Origin of the sequence: Chitinophaga lutea (assembly GCF_003813775.1) — a bacterium.
GTDB lineage: Bacteria > Bacteroidota > Bacteroidia > Chitinophagales > Chitinophagaceae > Chitinophaga > Chitinophaga lutea.
This window is the reverse complement of sequence record NZ_RPDH01000001.1, coordinates 2088156-2108577: the sequence shown is the minus strand read 5'-3', so window position 1 is coordinate 2108577 and position 20422 is coordinate 2088156. Positions and strand designations below refer to the sequence as shown.

20 protein-coding genes are annotated in these 20422 nt (G+C 53.4%); 12 read left to right on the top strand and 8 right to left on the bottom strand.

The genetic code is table 11. From position 1 onward, the window contains the following. The first annotated feature begins 1 nt into the window (after position 1). Genes EGT74_RS08450 through EGT74_RS08435 form a run of 4 tightly spaced genes read left to right on the top strand, consistent with a single transcriptional unit; the run spans position 2 to position 6290 of the window. Positions 2 to 610 (top strand): TetR/AcrR family transcriptional regulator, encoded by a 609-nt coding sequence (locus EGT74_RS08450; protein WP_123846070.1) that lies wholly within the window; start codon positions 2 to 4, stop codon positions 608 to 610. Positions 611 to 637: 27 nt separating this feature from the next. Further along, positions 638 to 1996 (top strand): TolC family protein, encoded by a 1359-nt coding sequence (locus EGT74_RS08445; RefSeq protein ID WP_123846069.1) that lies wholly within the window; start codon positions 638 to 640, stop codon positions 1994 to 1996. 8 nt (positions 1997 to 2004) lie between these two features. Continuing rightward, a complete protein-coding gene (locus tag EGT74_RS08440; protein ID WP_123846068.1) occupies positions 2005 to 3069 on the top strand; it encodes an efflux RND transporter periplasmic adaptor subunit in 1065 nt (354 codons plus the stop codon). A 26-nt stretch (positions 3070 to 3095) separates the two neighbouring features. Next, a complete protein-coding gene (locus tag EGT74_RS08435; protein ID WP_123846067.1) occupies positions 3096 to 6290 on the top strand; it encodes an efflux RND transporter permease subunit in 3195 nt (1064 codons plus the stop codon). Between the two features lie 123 nt (positions 6291 to 6413). On the opposite strand, the gene proC is transcribed toward EGT74_RS08435, so the two are convergent. From proC to dusB, 3 genes are all read right to left on the bottom strand, one after another. After that, the gene (gene proC / locus EGT74_RS08430) at positions 6414 to 7214 is read right to left on the bottom strand and encodes a pyrroline-5-carboxylate reductase (protein WP_123846066.1); all 801 of its coding nucleotides are present in this window, start codon (positions 7212 to 7214) and stop codon (positions 6414 to 6416) included. 137 nt (positions 7215 to 7351) lie between these two features. After that, on the bottom strand, positions 7352 to 7921 hold the full coding sequence (locus EGT74_RS08425; protein WP_123846065.1) for an HNH endonuclease: 570 nt from the start codon (positions 7919 to 7921) through the stop codon (positions 7352 to 7354). 32 nt (positions 7922 to 7953) lie between these two features. Continuing rightward, positions 7954 to 9003, bottom strand: a complete 1050-nt coding sequence (dusB, locus tag EGT74_RS08420; protein ID WP_123846064.1) for a tRNA dihydrouridine synthase DusB — start codon at positions 9001 to 9003, stop codon at positions 7954 to 7956. A 110-nt stretch (positions 9004 to 9113) separates the two neighbouring features. Here dusB and EGT74_RS08415 point away from each other — a divergent pair, with 110 nt between their 5' ends. The 5 genes from EGT74_RS08415 to EGT74_RS08395 all read left to right on the top strand — a co-directional run bounded on the left by EGT74_RS08415 (position 9114) and on the right by EGT74_RS08395 (position 12341). Next, positions 9114 to 10049: a CPBP family intramembrane glutamic endopeptidase gene (locus EGT74_RS08415; protein ID WP_158618059.1), complete on the top strand. Its 936-nt coding sequence runs from the start codon at positions 9114 to 9116 to the stop codon at positions 10047 to 10049. 11 nt (positions 10050 to 10060) lie between these two features. Further along, positions 10061 to 10294, top strand: coding sequence for a putative signal transducing protein (locus EGT74_RS08410; protein ID WP_123846062.1), 234 nt, complete (start codon positions 10061 to 10063; stop codon positions 10292 to 10294). Between the two features lie 31 nt (positions 10295 to 10325). Continuing rightward, positions 10326 to 11189, top strand: coding sequence for a phosphatidate cytidylyltransferase (locus EGT74_RS08405; RefSeq protein ID WP_123846061.1), 864 nt, complete (start codon positions 10326 to 10328; stop codon positions 11187 to 11189). 68 nt (positions 11190 to 11257) lie between these two features. Beyond that, positions 11258 to 11914 carry a phosphatidylserine decarboxylase family protein gene (locus tag EGT74_RS08400; protein ID WP_123846060.1) on the top strand — a complete coding sequence of 219 codons (657 nt, stop codon included), beginning with the start codon at positions 11258 to 11260 and terminating at the stop codon, positions 11912 to 11914. A gap of 178 nt (positions 11915 to 12092) precedes the next feature. Then, on the top strand, positions 12093 to 12341 hold the full coding sequence (locus EGT74_RS08395) for a hypothetical protein (protein WP_123846059.1): 249 nt from the start codon (positions 12093 to 12095) through the stop codon (positions 12339 to 12341). Between the two features lie 163 nt (positions 12342 to 12504). Here the strand turns inward: EGT74_RS08395 and EGT74_RS08390 are convergent, their stop codons facing one another. After that, positions 12505 to 13200 (bottom strand): YjjG family noncanonical pyrimidine nucleotidase, encoded by a 696-nt coding sequence (locus EGT74_RS08390; RefSeq protein ID WP_123846058.1) that lies wholly within the window; start codon positions 13198 to 13200, stop codon positions 12505 to 12507. 145 nt (positions 13201 to 13345) lie between these two features. Here EGT74_RS08390 and EGT74_RS08385 point away from each other — a divergent pair, with 145 nt between their 5' ends. From EGT74_RS08385 to EGT74_RS08375, 3 genes are all read left to right on the top strand, one after another. Then, complete coding sequence (locus EGT74_RS08385; RefSeq protein WP_123846057.1) at positions 13346 to 14053, top strand: SDR family oxidoreductase; 708 nt, start codon at positions 13346 to 13348, stop codon at positions 14051 to 14053. Positions 14054 to 14149: 96 nt separating this feature from the next. Further along, the gene (locus EGT74_RS08380) at positions 14150 to 16096 is read left to right on the top strand and encodes a BatD family protein (RefSeq protein WP_123846056.1); all 1947 of its coding nucleotides are present in this window, start codon (positions 14150 to 14152) and stop codon (positions 16094 to 16096) included. Between the two features lie 6 nt (positions 16097 to 16102). After that, a complete protein-coding gene (locus EGT74_RS08375; protein WP_123846055.1) occupies positions 16103 to 16855 on the top strand; it encodes a tetratricopeptide repeat protein in 753 nt (250 codons plus the stop codon). 9 nt (positions 16856 to 16864) lie between these two features. Here EGT74_RS08375 and EGT74_RS08370 read toward each other — a convergent pair whose 3' ends face one another. The 4 genes from EGT74_RS08370 to EGT74_RS08355 form a co-directional block, all read right to left on the bottom strand. Further along, positions 16865 to 17608: a LytR/AlgR family response regulator transcription factor gene (locus tag EGT74_RS08370; protein WP_123846054.1), complete on the bottom strand. Its 744-nt coding sequence runs from the start codon at positions 17606 to 17608 to the stop codon at positions 16865 to 16867. 38 nt (positions 17609 to 17646) lie between these two features. Continuing rightward, positions 17647 to 18465, bottom strand: a complete 819-nt coding sequence (locus EGT74_RS08365; protein WP_158618058.1) for a histidine kinase — start codon at positions 18463 to 18465, stop codon at positions 17647 to 17649. 155 nt (positions 18466 to 18620) lie between these two features. Further along, positions 18621 to 19331, bottom strand: coding sequence for a response regulator transcription factor (locus tag EGT74_RS08360; protein ID WP_123846052.1), 711 nt, complete (start codon positions 19329 to 19331; stop codon positions 18621 to 18623). 53 nt (positions 19332 to 19384) lie between these two features. After that, complete coding sequence (locus EGT74_RS08355) at positions 19385 to 20419, bottom strand: sensor histidine kinase (RefSeq protein ID WP_123846051.1); 1035 nt, start codon at positions 20417 to 20419, stop codon at positions 19385 to 19387. Positions 20420 to 20422 lie beyond the last annotated feature (3 nt).

The following is a 20422-nucleotide window of genomic DNA, read 5'->3' as shown; positions in this document are numbered from 1 at the left end:
CATGAAGGAAAGAATTTTAGAAACCGCCCTTCGCTTATTCAGCACATATGGTATCAAAAGCATCACCATGCAGGACATCGCCCGTGAATGCGGCATCTCCAAAAAAACGGTGTACGAGCACTTTTCCGATAAAACGGATCTCGTAGACGCCGTGGTGGCTTTCATGACCGGAACACATTGTCATAAACTGGAGGAGTGCACCAGCAGTGGGAGGGATGCCATTGAGGAGCTGGTGCTCTCACTCCGCCAAATAGAACTGCAGGTAAAGAGCATCAATCCCGTCCTGCTGTTCGAGCTTGAAAAATACCATCCCTCCGCGTGGAAAGTTATCCAGGAGTTCAAAGACCGGTTTGTCCGCAAAAGCATCCGGGAAAACCTGGAGCGCGGCATCCGTGAGGGACTTTTCCGCAGCAACATGAACATCGACATTATCACGCACCTGCGGCTGATGCAGATCGAATCGGCCTACAACCCGCGCTACTTCCCCGCGGCGCAGTTCGACCTCCACGACGTGATGGTGCAGGTAACGTTACATTATATACACGGCGTTGCCACTCCGGAAGGCCACCGGCGCATCGAAGCATACACGGCCATTCGTCAAACCGCATAAATACCATACGATATAACAGTTTGTAACATGAAAAAATGGATCGTATCCTTCCTGTTTCTTTCAACAGCAGGAATATTAAACGCTAACGCACAAACGAAACCCCTGACACTGCAGGAGGCCCTGAAGTTTGCGTTGGCCAATAACCAGACCCTGGCCGTGAGCCGGATCGAGGAAAACATAGGCCGGCTCAAAACCGAAGAGGTGCGCGCCCAGGCCCTGCCCCAGGTGAATGCCAACGGCACCATCACGGACAACCTGAAAAAACAGGTGATGGTACTACCGGGCGAACTTACGGGCCAACCAGGTAAAACCTCGCTGCTCGAAGTAGGTACCACCTGGAACGTTGCCGCCACCGGCGAACTGAACCAGCAGATCTACAACCAGAGCGTGTTCACGGGCCTGAAAGCAGCGAAAGCGGGGGAACAGTATTACACCCTGCAAACACAGCAATCCACGGAAAACGTGATCTATGAAGTGTCTGCCCAATACTACAGCCTGCTGGTGAAGAAAGAAAGGATGAACGTACTGCAGTCCAACATCGACAAGCTGACCCGCCTCGTGGAAACCACCAAAAGCCAGTTCGACAACGGCCTGGCCAAAAAAATCGACCTCGACCGCATCAAGGTGAGCCTGGTGAACTACCAGACCCAGAAAACGCAGCTCGAGAACCAGCTGAGGGTGGACGAAAACAAACTGAAACAAAGCATGGGCATGCCCGCAGATGCAGCTATCAGCCTGCCTCCGCTGGCGCTCAGCGAAATAGAACAAAAAGCCGCCGGTACTGCCGACTTCGGGAGTTTCAACATAGCCAACAGAACGGAAACGAAACTTTTAGACAAAACGGAAGAACTGCAACAATTCCAGAAGAAGGCATACCTGGCGGAATATTTTCCCAGCCTTTCCTTTAACGGCCGCTATTCTTACAACGGGTTGAGCAACAAATTCGACCTCTTCAGCGGCAGCGGGGGCACCGCCAACTGGTTCGGCATGGCCTCCATCGGCCTCACGCTGAAAGTGCCCATCTTCGATGGTTTCGCACGCCGCTCGCGGGTGCAGCAGGCCAACCAGGTGCTCAGGCAGATCGACCTGCGGCAGGAGCTGAACAAACTGCATCTCACCACCGCTTACGAAAACTCCCGGCTGGTGATACTCAACAGTCTCAGCACCATCAAAACACAAAAAGAAAACGTGGGCCTCGCCGATGAGGTGTACGCTTCCACACAAAATAACTACAAACTGGGTTTGGCCAGCCTGACAGACCTGCTCGACGCGGAAACTTCACTGGCTGAGGCGCAAAACAGCTACAACGAAGCGCTCCTGCAATACAAACTTGCCGAGCTCGACCTGATCAAATCTAACGGTAACCTGCCATCACTTTTAAACTAATGCAAGCCATGAAGAAAGTTTTAATCTACGGCACTTTAACAATAGCGGCCATTGCGGCCATCATGTGGAAGCTGAACGCCAACAAAAAGGCGAATGCTGACAAAACGGAATTCGTAAAACAAAGCAACACCGGCGATGTGCCCGTGCTCACCGAAAAGGTGGCGCGCGTGGAGTTCGATCAGAAATTCTCCGTGAACGGGAATTTCGAGCCGGCCCGCGATCTGACCTTTCTGAGCGAAGTGAGCGGCCGCATCACCAAACTGATGGTGGACGAAGGCAGTGTCGTGAAACAGGGCCAGATCATGGCGCGCATCGATGATGAATTGCTGGGCACCGACCTGCAGACGGCGAAAGTGAACCTGGAGCAGATGAAGGTAGACAAGGAAAGATTTGAAAGCGCCTTCAAAACCGGCGGCGTTACCCAGAAACAAATGGACGACACCCGCCTGCAGTACGAAATCGCACAAAGCCGCTACGATGCAGCTTCCCGCCGCATCCGCGACACCTATGTGAAAGCGCCGATCTCCGGCATCATCAACGCCAAATACGTGGAGCAGGGCGCCTACCTCTCCGCGGGCACCAAAATGTTCGACATCGTGGACGTATCGCGCCTGAAACTGCGCGTAACCGTACCGGAGCTCCAGGTGATCAACCTGAAGCTGGGCGATAAAGTGAACGTGACCACCAACGTATTCCCCGAAACCGTATACACCGGCAAGATCACATTCATCGCCGCCAAAGGCGACAATACGCTCAGCTACCCGGTAGAAATGGAAGTGACCAATGTAAGCGGCAAACCCCTGAAAGCGGGCATGTACGGCACCGCCAACTTCGAAATGCCCCGGCAGGAACCGGCCATCCTGGTAGCCCGCACCGCGTTCGTAGGCGGTGTGAACAGTAACCAGCTTTACGTGAAAGAAGGCAATGCCGCAAAACTCCGTAAGGTAGTAGCCGGCCGCATCTACGGCGATAAAGTGGAAATACGCGAAGGGCTCAATGAAGGCGAGACCGTGATTACCAGCGGCCAGATCAACCTGGTCGACGGTGCGAAGGTGACAGAACAGACCAAGTAGGATTGCTTACATAAACGAACTGAATCATGAAAATTACAGAGATTTCCATAAAAAGGCCGACGGTGGTGGTCGTACTGTTCACCATCCTGACCTTGCTTGGTTTCATCAGCTACAAATCCCTCAACTACGAGCTGCTGCCCAAGTTCTCATCGCCGATCGTAACGATCGCCACGGTCTACCCGGGCGCTTCACCGCAGGAGGTGGAAAGCACCGTGACGAAAAAAATCGAGGATGCGGTGGCCTCGATGGAAAAAATCAAGAAACTGACTTCCAAGTCGTCTGAAAGCCTTTCCGTTGTGACGGTAGAACTGAACAACGACGCCAATGTGGACATTGCGCTGCAGGACGCACAGCGTAAGGTGAACGCCATCCTGGCGGACCTCCCCGGCGATGCCAAACCACCGTCGCTGAACAAGTTTTCGCTCGACGATTTACCGATCATGACCCTGTCTGCCACGGCCAAAATGGATGAGCGCAAGTTCTTCGACCTGGTGGACAAAAAGCTGCAACCGCAGCTCTCGCGCCTGCCCGGCGTTGCGCAGATTTCGCTGATCGGCGGCCAGGAACGGGAAATCAGGATCAATATCGATCCTAAAAAACTGGAAGCGTATAAATTATCGATTTTACAGGTCCGCCAGCTGGTGACCAACGCTAACCTCGACTTCCCCACCGGTAAGGTGAAAACCACGGATCAGCAGATACTGGTGCGCCTGGCGGGTAAATACAAGGATGTGGACCAGCTGCGGAATTTAGTGCTGACTACCACGGCAACTGGCACCCAGGTGAGGTTGCAGGACGTGGCCGATGTGCAGGACGACCAGAAAGATGCGGAGAGAATTGCGCGGGTAGACGGGTTGAACGCCATCGCCATGCAGGTGCAGAAGCAGACGGATGCCAATGCCGTGGAAGTGAGCAAACAAATACAGAAGGCGATCGCAGGGATCGAAAAAGAATACAGCGCCAACGCACTCGAGATCAAGGTCGCCAACGACAACTCGGTGTTCACGCTCGAGTCTGCCGACTCCGTGATACATGACCTGATCATCGCCGTGTTGCTGGTGGCTGCCGTGATGATGCTCTTCCTCCACAGCCTGAGGAACGCCATCTTCGTGATGATCTCCATCCCGGCCTCGCTGATCGCGACTTTCATCGGTATGAAATTGTTCGGCTTCTCGCTGAACCTCATGAGCCTTTTAGGGCTCTCCCTGGTAGTAGGTATTCTGGTGGATGATGCGATTGTGGTGCTGGAGAATATATACCGTCACATGGAAATGGGCAAGAACAAGGTGCGTGCGGCGTTTGACGGGGTGAAGGAAATCGGGTTCACCGTAACTTCCATTACCCTCGTAATTGTGGTGGTGTTCTTACCCATTTCACTGACGAACGAACTGGTGAGCAAGATTCTCCGCGAATTCTGCGTGGTGGTGATGATCTCCACCCTGCTGAGCTTGCTGACTTCCTTTACCATCGTTCCTTTGCTGGCTTCCCGCTTCGGTAAGCTGACGCATCTGACGGGTAAAAACGTCTTCGAGAAATTCATCCTCTGGTTTGAAAAACAGCTCGACAAATTCACCCACTGGATGACCAATGGCCTGAAATGGGCGCTGGCGCACAAAACCATCACCATCGTAGGTGCGCTGGTATTGCTGGTGGCTTCTTTCCAGCTCCTGAGCAGGGGTTACATCGGCGGTGAGTTTATCCCGAAAGGCGACCGCGGCCAGTTCATCATCATGCTCGAAATGCCGAAAGATGCTTCCCTGGAACAAACCAACCAGGCTACGCGCAAGGTGGAGCAGATCATGGACAAAAAACGCGAGGTGGTTTCGCAGATCACCACTGTGGGCCAGACTTCCGAAGACGGCTTCGGCACCTCGCAGTCTACCGCCTATAAAGCGGAGATCACCGTGATGCTGATAGACCTGCACCAGCGTGAGGCGGCAGACATTTTTGCCTCCAAGGTGAAAAAGGAACTGAAAGGCCAGCTGCCAGGCGTGAAAGTGAAAACAACCCCCGTGAGCATCATGGGTACGGCGGAACGTGCGCCGGTGGAACTGGTGGTGATGGGCACCAACCTCGACAGTGTGATGAGCTTCGCCAAAACGGCCATGGCCGAACTGAAGACCATCGAGGGCTCCAGCGAGGTGAAACTGTCTGTGGAAGAAGGTAACCCGGAAATCAACGTGCAGGTGGACCGTGATAAGATGTCGGCCCTGGGCCTTACCCTCGAAAACGTGGGTGGTACTATGCAAACGGCCTTCAGCGGTACGGCGGACGATTCCAAGGTGAAATTCCGCCAGGGTGAATACGAATATGATATCAACATCCGCTTCGACGACTTCAACCGTAAAAACATCCAGGACGTTTCCAATATCGACTTCAAAAACGATAAGGGCGAACTGATCAAACTGTCGCAGTTTGCGACCATTACCGAGGGTTCCGGGCCGAGCCGCCTCGAGCGTCGCGACAAGAACACTTCCGTGTCCGTACAGTCGCAGGTAATGGGCCGCCCTTCCGGTACAGTTACGCAGGAATTCGGCGCGAAAGTCGCCAAGCTGCAGAAACCGGCCGGTGTGTCTTATGTATTCGGCGGTGACGCTGAAAACCAGGGCGATTCGTTCTCCACACTCGGTATGGCGCTGCTGATCTCGATCGTGATGGTATACCTCATCATGGTGGCGCTGTACGACAACTATATCTATCCGTTCGTGGTGATGTTCTCCATCCCGCTGTCCATCATCGGGGCCCTGCTTGCGCTGGCGCTGACGAACAACACCCTGAACATTTTCACCATCCTGGGTATGATCATGCTGATCGGCCTGGTGGCGAAGAACGCGATCATCCTGGTGGACTTTACCAACCAGATGAAGGAAGAAGGGCAGAGCACGTATAACGCGCTGCTGCACGCCAACAAGGCCCGTCTGCGCCCCATCCTCATGACCACCATCGCGATGGTGATCGGGATGCTGCCGATCGCACTGGCTACCGGTGGCGTGGCGTCTACCAAAAACGGCCTCGCCTGGGTAATTATCGGCGGTCTGATCAGCTCCATGTTCCTGACGCTGATTGTGGTGCCGGTGATTTATATGGTGGTGGATAAAGTGATGGCGAAGTTCGGTATGGGCCGGGTGTCGAAGAAACGTTACATCCGCCAGCGGATGGTAGCGCCCACCCGCCAGGAGCTGGAAATGCAGGACCTGTCGTCCGCTTCCATGATGAACTGATAAAATACTTGCATAAGTGATAATAGTGTTACAAACAGTGTAACAGTTGTAGGTTTAACTAAATGGCCGGGATAATCTTATCCCGGCCTTTTGTTTTTAACCTGATGAGGAGCTGAACTGTTATCAGTCCTTCGCAATTTTATTATAAGAAACGGTAATCCCCTTGATCAGCGACGAGCTGAAGCCCTGGTGCTCCATTTCGTTGAGGCCTGCAATGGTGCAGCCTTTGGGGGTGGTTACCTTGTCGATTTCCTCTTCCGGGTGACGGTTTTCGCGGATCAGCAGTTCCGCCGCTCCTTTCACCGTTTGTGCGGCGATGCGGGTGGCCGTGCGCGCATCGAAGCCGATTTCGATCCCCCCCTGGATGCTGGCGCGGATGAACCGCAGCGCGTAGGCGATGCCGCAGGCGCCCAGTACGGTGGCGGCGTCCATGAGTTTTTCATCGATGCTCACCGTTTGGCCCAACTGGTTGAACATATCGGTCACGAATGCCGTTTGCTGTTCCGAAACGTTGCGGCCGCACACGCAGGTAATGGATTCCTGGATGGCGATGGCCGTATTGGGCATGGCGCGGAAAATGGGCATGCCCGGCAGCGTGATCTTTTCAAGATCGTCGAGCAGTACGCCGGTCACCACGCTGATGAGCATCTGTTTTTTGGCGTCGAAGGAGGCCCGCAGTTCGCTCAGCACTTCCTTGACATTGTATGGTTTAAGGGCCACCACCACCACGTCGGCCCGGCTGATGGCTTTGGCGTTATCCGTTTCTACCTGAACCCCCTGTTCGGCGAGGTTCGCCAGGGTGGCGATGTTGCGTTTCGTAATGGTAATATCCGCCGCCTCTGAAAAGCCGCTCTTCAATAAACCCTGTGCTATGGCTGAGCCCAGGTTGCCACCGCCAATAATGGCTATCTTTTTACCGGACATAGTCTATCATTTTAGAGGAGTAAGGTATGACAAAACGGGGAGGCTTGCAAGGGAAGGGCCCTTAAAAGGCAGTGGCTCCCCGCGGGGAACCACTGTCAGACAACATCATAATATGATCATTCCTGATGACTCAGGCATTAATCCAGCGTTACATGGCTCCAGTTTTCGCCGCTTTTGATGCGGTACAGCTGCATTTCGCTGATGGCAAACTGTTCGGCGATCTGTTTCATCGTTTTCTTGCCGGGTTTGTTCAGCAGGCGTTTGATGCTTTTGACCTTCACCACGTTCAGCTTTAGGCCTTTCTGGCGATGGCGCTGGAGCTCTTTGTAGGCAATTTTGGCCGGGCTGTTCTGCTGGTGCTTTTCCATTTCTTCTTTGGTAGCCCAGCGGAGGTTGGAGGCTTTATTGTTCTTTTTGTCAAAATCGAGGTGAATCACATATTTCTGGGTGCGGCTGGTTTTCGGGCAGAACAGGCGGGCTACTTCGCGGTGCAGGTATAGCGACTGATAGGTGTCGGCGGGTTTGATGTTCAGCACCGTATAGCCTTCTACGGTAGAACCGTTCAACAATTTGCCGTCATCAACGCTTTCGTGGTAACTGATCACTCTTCCCATATTGGACACCGCGTATTTTTTACGCAGGGCAGATTTGTTTTTAATCTGCAAGTCTTTCCAGACTTCGTTTTTCAGATTTTTGATCGTGGCCATTGTGAAGTAATTTTTTTGTGATTCAATTGGGATTAATCCGGAAAACCACACGCCGCTACCATATCTGTTTCTGCCATCGGGGCCATTGTCCTTTCAAATATATGATCTCTGTACTGTAGTGCAACGGCATCCAGCACTTCTTCTACCGCCGCTGCCGTATTGCAAGTTACTAATTGTGCACGGAATTCTTTGATGTGCGGCAGGCCTTTCAGATAATTTGTATAGTGCCTGCGCATTTCCAGGATACCGACCACATCCCCCTTCCAGCTGATAGAGTGGCGCAGGTGCTGTTTGCACACTTTTACGCGCTCGGCCACGGTTGGCGGGGGCAGGTGGGTGCCTGTACGCAGGTAGTGTTTGATTTCGTTGAATATCCAGGGGTAACCGATGGCCGCCCGGCCGATCATCACCCCGTCTATCCCGTATTTTTCCCTGGCGGCTTTGGCCTGCTCGGGTGTGCAGATGTCGCCGTTACCGAAAATGGGGATTTTGATGCGGGGGTTGTTCTTGACTTTACCGATCAGGGTCCAGTCGGCATTGCCCTTATACATTTGCGTGCGGGTGCGGCCATGGACGGTGAGGGCTTTAATGCCTACGTCCTGGAGCCGTTCCGCCACCTCTTCTATGTTTTTGGTGTCGTCGTCCCAGCCGAGGCGCGTTTTGACCGTTACGGGGAGCCTGGTGGCCTTTACCACGGCTTCGGTGAGGCGCACCATCTTGGGGATGTCTTTCAGGATACCCGCGCCGGCGCCCTTGCAGGTCACCTTTTTTACGGGGCAGCCGAAATTGATGTCGAGCAGGTCCGGATTGGCCACCTCCACAATCTGGGCGGCCATGGCCATGGGCTCTTCGTCGCCGCCGAATATCTGGATGCCCACCGGGCGTTCGTAGTCAAAAATGTCGAGTTTCTGCCGGCTTTTGATGGCGTCCCTGATCAAACCCTCCGAGGAAATGAACTCCGAATACATGAGATCCGCACCATTGATTTTGCATACGGCACGGAAAGGCGGATCGCTCACGTCTTCCATAGGCGCCAGCAATAAAGGGAATTCACCCAGTTCTATATCTCCTATTTTTACCATATAATAATTAAAAGCACGCCGCTAGTCGTTCAACTGGCAAACACAATGTAAATTTACGCAAAATTACCACAGCAATACTTATGGGATACTTACGGCAATACTCTCCATTCATGCAGCTGATCACGTTTTTCGGGCTTTGGTTTGCGTTCATGTTATTATACTCACTGTTCCTGGCCGGATTTTTCCCGGCTATCAGTGGCGGCTATACGATCGCTCAGATGGAAGACACCAAGGTATGGGCCGATCCTTCCTTTGTACGGGGCCTCAAAATCGTACAGCTGCTTTACACGCTGGTGAGTTTTATGGTGCCGGCGCTGGTATTTGCCTACCTGGCCCATCCCCGTCCGGCTGTTTACATGGGGCTTTCCGCCCGTCCGAAGTACCTGCAACTGGCGCTGGCCATCCTCGTCATCCTCTGCGCGCTGCCGTTGGTGAACGTGCTGGGGGAGTGGAACAGCACCTGGCCGGTGTCCAAACAAATGCGCGACCTGGAGGAACTGGCCACCAAACAGACCAAACTGCTGCTCAATATGCCCGACATCGGGTCAATGCTGTTTAATCTCTTGCTGCTGGCGCTGCTGCCGGCCATCGCCGAAGAGGTGTTTTTCCGCGGGGTATTGCAAAGAGTATTAACACCGATGGTTAAAAATGGTTGGGTGGCCGCCATCATCGCCGCCGTTATTTTCAGCGCCATCCATATGCAGTTCCTCGGTTTTATGCCGCGGCTGCTGCTGGGCTTCCTCATGGGCGCCATTTACTTCGTAACCGGCAACCTGTGGCTCGCCATTGCAGGCCATTTTGTGAACAACGGGCTGCAGGTGGTGTTAGTGTATCTGTACCAGGCCAAAGTGATCAGCTACGATGCGACGCAGGACGAGCACGTTCCTGCTGTTTACGGTGCGCTGAGCGCACTGGTTGCCGGCATCCTCATCTGGCGATTGTATATGAAGGCGCGGGAGGCCGGGCAAACTTTCGAACTGCCCGCCGAGCCGGGTGACGAGGAGGAAGAAAACGAAGAGAACAAACAGGATCATTCAAATATTTAAAGACTAATCACATGGAAAAAGACTGGGTAAAAGTATTCGGCAGCCAAACGCCCTTCGAGGCGGAGATCATCAAAGGCATGCTGCTGGAAAATGAAATCGAAGCGGTGATCGTCAACCGCCAGGACTCTTCTTTCGGCACCATGCTGCCCGGAATGGACGAGGTGTATGTACATAATTCCAACGAAGGCAAGGCCCGCGAGCTGATTGCGGCCAGCCGGGAGGGGACAATCGAAAACAATCAGTAGCTTTACGCCCGATCCAACTTTTTAAGCCTGTATGAAGACCTTCATCACGCGCACCATTACCGCCCTGTTCTTCGTCGCCATCATGCTCGGAGGCATTTTGTGGAATGAGTTGTCTTTTTTCCTGCTTTTTTTCCTGATCAATTTTTTTGCCCTGCAGGAATATTTCAAACTGGTGCGCAACATCGACGTAGAGTATCACGACATATCGCCCTGGCACAAATACGGCGTACTGGTGGCCGGCAGCGCCATCATGATGGCCGCTACCAACTCCACGTTCGGCGGCACCGGCGTAACCGTGGGCGAAATAGGCTGGGCGATGGCGCTGATTTTCGTATTGATACTGCCGTTGGGTGAGATACTGATGAGCAGGGTGTTTTCCTTAAAATCCATCGGGTACTCGCTGCTGGGGCTGATATATGTGACCATGCCGCTGGCCATGCTGGTAAGCCTGCGCTTACAGCCGTACGAACTGACGCCTGTGCCCGTCGGTTTCCTCATCCCCCTGCTGCTGATCATTTTTATCTGGATAAACGATACGATGGCTTATATCGTGGGCTCCCTGATCGGGCGCACGCCGTTTTTTCCCGCCATTTCGCCGAAGAAAACCATCGAAGGTACCGTGGGCGGGATGATTCTCGCCATTGCGGCCGCCGGCGTGTTCGGGTATTTCTGGGGGGATCAATGGCTGCACTGGCCGCACTGGATAGGCCTGGCCTGTATCGCCGCCGTTTTCGGCACCGCCGGCGACCTGCTGGAATCGCGGCTGAAACGACTGGCCGGCGTCAAAGATTCCGGCAGCATCATGCCCGGGCACGGCGGCTTCCTCGACCGGTTCGATTCCTTACTGGTAGCGGCTCCCTTCGCCTGGATATACGTTAACTTTATTGTTCTTTAAATAGAATAAATTTTCTTCATACCTTCGTACCGCCTAAAAACGGGCATACCTAAAAATCGAATTGAACAATGACAATCCATCGGGAAGGAACAGCTACCATCACCCTGGTTTTTGTGCTGCTGGCGCTGCTGAACGGCGCCCTGTTTTACTGGCTGCCCGGCGCGCCGGTACTGACGTGGACGGTTTTAGCCGTTTCTGTTGTGTTTTTCCTGTTTATCGTTTCCTTCTTCCGCATCCCGGCCCGTGAAATGAAACAGGACGAACAGCTGGTGATTGCCCCGGCCGACGGTAAAGTGGTAGTGATCGAAGAAACTTTCGAAGCGGAATATTTCAAGGATAAACGCCTGCAGGTGTCGATCTTCATGAGCCCTGCCAATGTGCACGTGAACCGTAATCCCATCAGCGGCGAGGTGAAGCTGAGCCAGTACCATGCCGGTAAGTACCTCGTTGCATGGCACCCGAAATCATCCACCGAAAACGAACGCCATACCGTGGTGATCGGCAACGGCAAACAGGAAATCCTGGTACGCCAGATCGCCGGCGCCCTGGCCCGCAGAATCGTCAACTACCTGAAAGCGGGCATGCAGGTACGCCAGAACGAAGAAATGGGCTTCATCAAATTCGGTTCCCGGGTAGATATCTACCTGCCGGTAGGCACCAAAGTGGACGTCGCTTTGGAGCAAACGGTAAGGGGCGGACAAACGGTGATTGCGAAGCTGGGATAGTTTTAACATTATTTTACGGGAGGAATAGCCTATTTTCAGGAAACAAGCAGCCGGTTATGGGAAAAACAAAATATTCATTCCTTAAAAAATCACAGCCGTCCAGGAAAGGCAAATGGCACCTGGCGCTGTTCCTGCTGGAAGTGCTGGTATCTTTCGTTAAAATTTAAAAGCAACAACTATGAAGAAATTGTTTTTGGCATGTGCCGCTATCGCTTTACTGGCCGGTCCGGCAGTGGCACAGGAGAAAGCCGCGGCAGACAAGCAGGCGAAAAAAGAGACCTGTAACAAAGGCGCGGATGCCAGCTGTTGCAAAGAGGCCCAAACCGCTAAAAACAAATCCTGCTGCGTGTCTATGCCGTCTAAAGCCGCCGCCCTCAAAACGGCCGCTGCGGCCAAGAAACCTGCTAAACCTGCTCCGAAAGGATAAAAGATATGCGTAAAAAGTAAGGGGTTGTACCGTTTGGTGCAACCCCTTACTTTTTTATGGTGGGCGGCGTCCATGGCGGACGCGCCTGTTTTTATGATATGATCAATCCGAAAACGTGCCCGCGGAAGGTTTTGATGGCCCTTTTTAAGGCAGTTCAATCCTGCTACAGGATATCCTTCAGTTCCTTCAGGCTCCGGATGGTGTAAGTAGGCGTTACCCCTTCCTGCGTTTTATCCGGCGCAAAATACACCTGGTCCATGCCCGCTTCCTTGGCGCCGAGAATGTCCACGTCGAGCGTATCGCCGATCATAATGCTTTCGGCGGCGCTGGTAGACGACAGTTTCAGCGCGTAATCGAAAATATCGCGGTGCGGTTTCAGCGAACCGGCGGTTTCCGAGGTAACGATGTGCGTGAAATAATCGTGAATGCCGGAGTGTTTCATTTTCAGGCGTTGCGTTTCCTCAAACCCGTTGGTGATCAGGTGGATGGGATACTGCTTTTCTTGCAGGTAGTCGAGCACCTCGATGGCGTGCGGGAACAGGGCGGTTTTGGTAGGCAGCACTTCCAGGAAGCGTTTACCCATGGAGTCGCACAGTTTGTCGTCGCACATCTTGAACTCCAGGAACGTCATGGTAAAGCGTTTGGTACGGAGCTCATTCCTGTTAATGAACCCTTTGCGGAAGCGGTCCCAGAGTTTATCGTTGATCACGGAGTAGCTCGCGTAAAAGGTGTCGAAAGAGGGAATGCCTCTTTTGTCGAGCTCGTGTTCCGTATAAAGTTCCTGTAAAGTGGCTACGGCGTTGGTTTCAAAATCCCAGAGGGTATGGTCCAGGTCAAAAAAAATATGTTTATATCGCATAATCTGTTCTGTAGCGTTGGCAGCTGTTGTTGTGCTGCAAATTTACGACAACCTGCCGACATGGGTGTTTTTAACCTTTCAGCCGTTCTTATTTCCAAAAATGGAAAGCATTGTGTAAAATGCATGCTGAACAATCTTGGAACACATGTATGCAATCATTACCGGCGCCAGCAAGGGCATAGGGAAAGCAGTGGCGGAGCGGCTGGCCGCGGAGGGATTCGATATCGCCATTTGCGCGCGCCATGCGGATACGCTCGAAGCCGCCCGTGCGGCCGTGGCTGCAAAGCGGCCGGGTGCGAAGGTATTGGCCGAAGTGGTGGATATGGGCAAAAAAGAGGAGGTGGTGGCCTTCGGGAAAAAGGTGACGGGGGTATTGGGTGAAGCGCCCGCCATCCTGGTCAACAATGCCGGCATTTTTGTGCCCGGCGCCGTGCACGAAGAAGAAGAGGGGCACCTGGAGAACATGATGGCCGTCAACCTGTACAGCGCCTACCATCTGACGCGATATTTACTGCCCGGCATGAAAGCGGCCGGGAAAGGACATATTTTTAATCTTTGTTCCACCGCCAGCCACCGGGCGTACCCCAACGGCGGCTCATACAGCATCACCAAATTCGCGCTGCTGGGTTTTTCGAAAAACCTGCGCGAAGAAATGAAACCCTTCGGGATAAAGGTGACGTCGGTAAGCCCGGGCCCCACCTGGACGGCCTCCTGGCAGGGGTTCGAAGGCCCCCGGGAGCGGCTGATGGAGCCCGGAGATGTGGCCGATATGATATGGGCGGCGTACAACCTCAGCGAACAGGCTGTGGTGGAAGACATCATGATGCGGCCCATGCTGGGGGATATTGAGTAAAATCCTTTACTGTGGCCTATTTAGGGCTTTTTTTAACTAACTTTTAACGCATATTGAAAGAGAGGCGCAACGGCTTTGGTTAAATTTGTATTCAGAATGATATTGAATGCTGCCATTTTAAAAAAGTATTGTTTTACGCTGCTGCTGCTATGCGGGGCGGCACTGGCTGCCGTTGGGCAGGAATTCCGGTTTACTACCCATGTAAATTCCAACAGTATCGCGCTCGATGAAATGGTGCAGATACAGTTCATGCTCGAAAATGCGGAAAACCTCAGCGCATTTGAGCCTCCGGCGTTTAAAGGATTCGACGTGGTGCAGGGCCCCAGCCAGATGCAGGGAAGCACCTACATTAACGGGAAAATGACCACCTATGTGGCGTTCAGCTACATCCTGCGCCCCAAACAGGTGGGCACTTTCACCATTCCCGGCGCCACGGCGCGGGTAGACGGCCGGCTGGTGCGCAGCAATCCCACCAACATGGAGGTGAGCAAAGGGGGCGCCGGCTCGGTGATGCCGCCGCAGCAACCGCAACAATATCCCCAGCAGCAGGGCAGGCCCCGCCTCAACGCCGACCCCGCCATTTTACGGAGCGGCGAAGACGTGAAGGAAAAACTCCGCAAAAATCTTTTCGTAAAAGTAGAGGTGGACAAAACCACCGTATACGAGGGGCAGCAGCTCACGGCCACGTATAAACTCTACACCCGCCTGCCGACGAATTCCAACGTGACCAAAGTGCCCGCGTTCAAAGGGTTTTCGGCCAGGGATATCGAATTGCCCAACCCGCCGCAAGCCTACGAAGAAACGGTGAACGGCGTACCGTATAAAGTGTTTATCATCCGCAAAACCCTGCTCTTTCCCCTGCAATCCGGCCAGCTGGAGCTGGATCCCGCAGAAGTGGACAACCAGGTACATCTTGTGAAAATGCAGCGGGGCAAAAGAAAAAATCCCTTCGCCGACGATCCCTTCTTTAGGGACGCCTTCGGCAGCAGCCCGTTTGACGACGCCTTTTTCGACGATGCTTTCGGTAACCACGAATATGAAGTAGTGCCGTATAAAATTCAGAGCCCGGTGGTAAAGGTGACGGTGAAGCCGCTGCCCGCGGAAGGCCGCCCCGCCAGTTTCAACGGCGCCGTGGGAAGTTTTACCATGACGGCCGGGACGGATAAAAAAGAGCTCAGCACCGACGATGCGCTCAGCCTGAAAGTGACCATCAGCGGGCACGGCAATGTGAACCTGCTGAATGCGCCGCCGCTGAATGTGCCAGGTGCGTTTGAAAAATACGATCCCACCGTATCAGACAATATCGAAAAGAACAGCAATCCCCTCAGCGGCAGCCGCCAGTTTCAGTATGTGCTCATGCCGCAGGAAAAAGGGGATTATGAGCTGCCGCCGGTGGAGTTCTCCTATTTCGACCCGCAGGCCAATGCTTACAAAACACTTTCCTCTGCCGCCTTCCCCCTGCATGTGATCGCAGGCAAACAAATCAAAAAAGAGAAAGAAGATTTCGCCGGCAAAACGGAATTGGCCGGTATCCGCACCACGGTCAGCCAATGGAACAAACGCAGCCCCTTCTTCTTCGGCAAACCCCTTTTCTGGACGCTGCTGCTGTTGCCGCTGCTCGCCGTGAGCGGCATGGCATGGTACCGCCGGCGCGAAGATTTCCGGAGCAGCAATGCGGCGATGCTCCGCCATAAACACGCCAACAAGGTGGCGCTCAAGCGCCTCGAACTGGCTGCCCGTTACCTGCGCGAGGGAAAAGACAAAGCATTTTATGAAGAAACCTCCAAAGGCATGTGGGGATACCTCAGCCACAAACTGAAAATCCCCATGGCCGAACTGAACAAACAGGTGGTGCAGGAAAAACTGAGCGCGCAGCAGCTGCGGGCCGATACGATGCAAAAACTGTTCGCGCTCACAGATCGCTGCGAAATGGCGCTGTATGCGCCCTCCAGCAGTATCGAGCACCGCCAGGACGCTTACCAGGAGGCCGTTCAGATCATTACCGATATCGAAGATCAATTAAAGCACAAGGCCGGAAAATAAAAGAGTATGCGATTTTCAGTCACGCTATGTTTCCTTGTCTGCACTGCACTGATGGTGCAGGCGCAAAAAGAGCCCATATCGTTTATCGAGGGCAACCAGCTGTACCGGCAGCAACAGTACAAAGAAGCTGCCGCCAAATACCAGCAGGTGATCGATTCCGGGTACCAGGTGGCCGATCTGTATTTTAACGCCGGCAATGCTTATTACAAAAGCAACCAGATCGGCATGGCCGTGTATAGTTTTGAAAAAGCGCTACATCTCCGCCCTGGCGACGAAGGCATTGAACATAATCTTTTCCTCGCCAACCAGCGCGTGAGCAATAACATCGAGGCGCTGCCCCTGCTCTTTTTCGAGCGCTGGTGGCTGCAGTTGCAGCAGCTCCATTCCGCACGTGGCTGGGCCATCGGCAGTATCGTATGGTTCTGGCTGCTCTGTGGCGGCATTATCCTCTATTTCTTCATGCCCGGTATGCGGAAATCATACATCCGCTGGTCCGTTGCCGCTGTGGGCGTGTTTTTCATCGCCTATTTCAGCATGGCCGCATGGATGCAGAACAAGGCGTACAACAACAGCACCGCCATCGTGATACAGCGCAGCGTCAAAGTCAAATCCGCCCCTGACGAAGGCAGCAAAGACCTGTTTGAAGTAAAGGAAGGCGTGAAGGTGGAAGTGCTGGATGGTACGAAAGACTTCAGTAAAGTGCAGCTGGCCGACGGTAAAACCGGCTGGATGCCTGTTGGCGGCCTGAAAAAACTGTAACCCCGCTTCTCAGAGCTTTTCAATCCTGGTCAGGAAATCCTGCTTGCGGTTGCGCGACACGGGGATGCTTTTGCCGTTGCTCAGGATGATTTCCCCTCCGTCTCCCTTGATGTATTTTTCCATGTAAGAAAGGTTGATGATATAACTGTTGTGCACGCGGAAAAACCCTTTGTCTTTCAGCACCTCGTCCACTTCTTTCAACGAGCGGCAGATCAGCACCGGCTTTTCGTGCTTTTGCAGGAACACGCGGGTATAACCTCCTTCCGATTCGCAATAGAGGATTTCTTTTACGGGCATCATCCGCAGGCCGTCTACCGTAGGCAGGGCGAGTCTTTCATTATGCTGTACGTGCTGATGGAGGAACTGGAGCAGGGCGTCCACTTTCGGGCCGGGCGAGGCGCTTTGGTTCAGGGCTTTTTGTACGCTGAGGATGAGCTCCTCCTTATCAACGGGTTTCAGTAAAAAATCGAGCGCGCTGTGGCGGATGGCTTTGATGGCGTATTGGTCGTAAGCGGTGGTAAAGATGACGGAAAAGTTTCTGCGGCTGCAGTTTTCAAGAAGATCGAAACCGTTCATGCCCGGCATTTCCACGTCGAGGAAAACGAGGCGGGGCTGGTATTTTTCGATGGCTTTCAGTCCTTCTTCAGCCCCTTCGCAGACGGCGTCGAGTATCACTTCCGGGCAATGGCGCGTCAGCAGCATTTGCAGCACGTCCCTGCAATGTTTTTCATCGTCAATAATTATCGTATGCATGCAAGCGCGTTGATTTTGGATGACCTGGCATCGCTAAATTACTGAAAAAACACTGTTTCTTCCGGTTTGGATGCGGGGTTTACATCCGGTAAATGAATGATGGTGTAGGTCCCTGTTTTCTGGTGATGGGAATCGTAGAGGTGGCCGCTGGTAACGGCGGCATGTGTATGATACCGGGCGTTGAGCCAGTGCAGCCTTTCCGCCGCCACACGGGTGCCCGCGGTCTTTTGCTGAAAGGTGCTGAAAGCGCTTTGCCGCGCCACGCCGTTATCTTCCAGGCGGATGTACAACCCTCCTTCTTTGCGCCCCACTTCCACGCTCAGACGGCCTCGTCCTCCGGGAGGGCGCTGCAGCAGGCGATACCAGATGGCGCTTTGCACATACGGCTGCACGATAAAAGGAGGCACTAACGAGTGTGTGTCGGAGCCCGGCAAACAGGTAACGGTATAATCGAACTTCTCGAAGCGGAGCTGTTCCAGCTGAAGGTAAAGCTCCAGTGCCTCCAGTTCTTCCTGCAGGCTTACCCATTCTTTGCTGCTGTTTTCCAGCACCAGGCGCATGAGCCGCGAAAAACGCGTGAGGTAATCGGACGCCTGTTCGGTACTGGCGGACAGGATGCGGTTATGGATCGCGTTGAGACTATTGAAAATAAAGTGGGGGTCCATCTGGCTTTGGAAGGTATGCAGTTCCAGGGTGGCCCGGCTTCGTTGTGCGGAAGCGTGCGCCTGCATTTTTTTCCGCAGGCCCCGTTCGCGCCACCAGAAAAATACGCCCAGCACTATCACGGCCCCGGTAAAGAGGCCCCAGTAAATGAATTTGCCCATAGCCGCCAGCACCTCCGTTAAAAGAGGCGCCATACAAGTATGCCATATTCCCGGGTCGCTGGTGGGGTTATACATAAAAGTTTCCTAAGCCAATCAAAGATAGGCCCCTTTCCCACCCCGGAAAAGGGGGATTGAATAGCTGGCAGGGGGAGCCTTACAAATGGCAGCGGCGGGGGGATAGTTGGTGATCAGCCATCGGTAAACTTGTAACCCACCCCGCGCACGGAATGGAAATACTGGGAATTGCGGCTGTCCTGCTCGAAGTATTTGCGGAAGTTGAGAATAAAATTGTCGATGGTACGGGTAGTAGGATATACGTTGTAGCCCCATACTACCTGCAGTATTTTTTCACGGGTCACTACTTCGCCTTTGTTTTCGATCAGCAGCTTCAGCAGCATGGTTTCTTTTTTGCTGAGCTCATGGCGCTTGCCGTCTTTGCCCACACATTCCTGCGCCGCGAAGTCGATCATGTTGTTGCCGAAGCGGTATACGTTGGGAACGCTGTCTTTGTCCTGTATCTTCTTGTTCTTCACGATGAGCTTTTCCACACGCAGCAGCAGCTCTTCGAGGTTGAAGGGTTTGGTCATGTAGTCGTCGCCGCCCTTCTTGAGGCCGAGCACCCGGTCTGCACTGCTGTTCTTGGCGCTCAGGAACAGGATGGGCACTTCATTGTTCTGGATGCGGATGTTTTCACATACCGCCAGGCCGTCCATTTCGGGCAGCATGATATCGAGAATGATCAGGTCAAAATATTCGTTCTTCACGGCTTTTAAGGCGCTTGTGCCGTTGTCTGCCGCGGTTACTTCATACCCCTCCAGTTCCAGGTTGAGCTTGAGGGCTTCCTGGAGGTTCTCTTCATCTTCTACCAGCAATATCGATGCTTTCGTCGCTTCCTTCATATTGATGTGGTATTTAGCTAATTGTCTATAAAATTACGTACAACCCGTTAATTTTATGCGGGTTGGGTAGAATATTCGTCCCAGACGATCTGGAAGCAGGTGCCTTTGGGCTCATTGTCAATCGCTGCAATCTGGCCGCCATGCTGCTCCACGATCTTTTTAGCGAGGTAAAGGCCCAGGCCGGATCCTTTTGATTTGCGGGTGTTTTCGTTGCCAATGCGGTAAAACTTCTCGAATATCCGCTTCCTTTCGGCAGGGTCGATGCCTTCGCCTTCGTCGCAGATTTCGAGTTTCAGCACCGGTTCTTCCTCATCTTCTTCCGTTTCGGTATACAACCGCACCTGTATTTCGGTGCCCTTCGTCGCATATTTCACCGCGTTTTCCACCAGGTTGTTCAGCAGCAGCTGCATCATGAACCGGTCTGCCTGCAATTCGATGCCCGGCTGGATAAACGAAGTGAGCTGATGGCTGGCGATGCGGCCTTTCAGTTCGTCCACCCCCAGCTGTATGAGCTGCGAAAAATCGAGCTTTTCCAGGTAGGGCTGGTATTTCTGATGCTCGAACTGCGACGCCAGCAGGATGTTGTTGCAGAGCTGGTCGAGGCGGTTGGTTTCCCGGATGGTATTGTCGAGCAGCTTGGCCTGTTTTTCTTCATCCAGCTTGTGCCTGCGCAGCGTTTCGAGGTTCAGTTTCGCTACCGCGATGGGGCTTTTCAGCTCATGGGTAACGGCCATCATAAAATTTTGCTGCTGCTGGGAGAGTTTCATCTGTTTCCACACCGCGCGGTACACCACGGCGGCGCCGGCCAGTATCAGCACCAGGAAGATGATGCCCTCGCCTACGTATTTGAAGGTGCGCATCTGCTGTTCTTTCTGGAGGCGCTGCATCTCATACGAAAACTCGGCAGGCTGCGTCAGTTCATGTACCCGGTGCGTCAGTTCCAGCCTTTCGTACCCGGCAATCTGTTTGCTCTGCTGGTGCAGGAGCACGCCCCACCAGAGCAGCTGCAGCACGGTGTAGGCCAGCACAAACACGTAGATGCCGGAAATGAGTTTTTTGCTTTGAAACCAGGATGCCGTTTTTTTCATGGT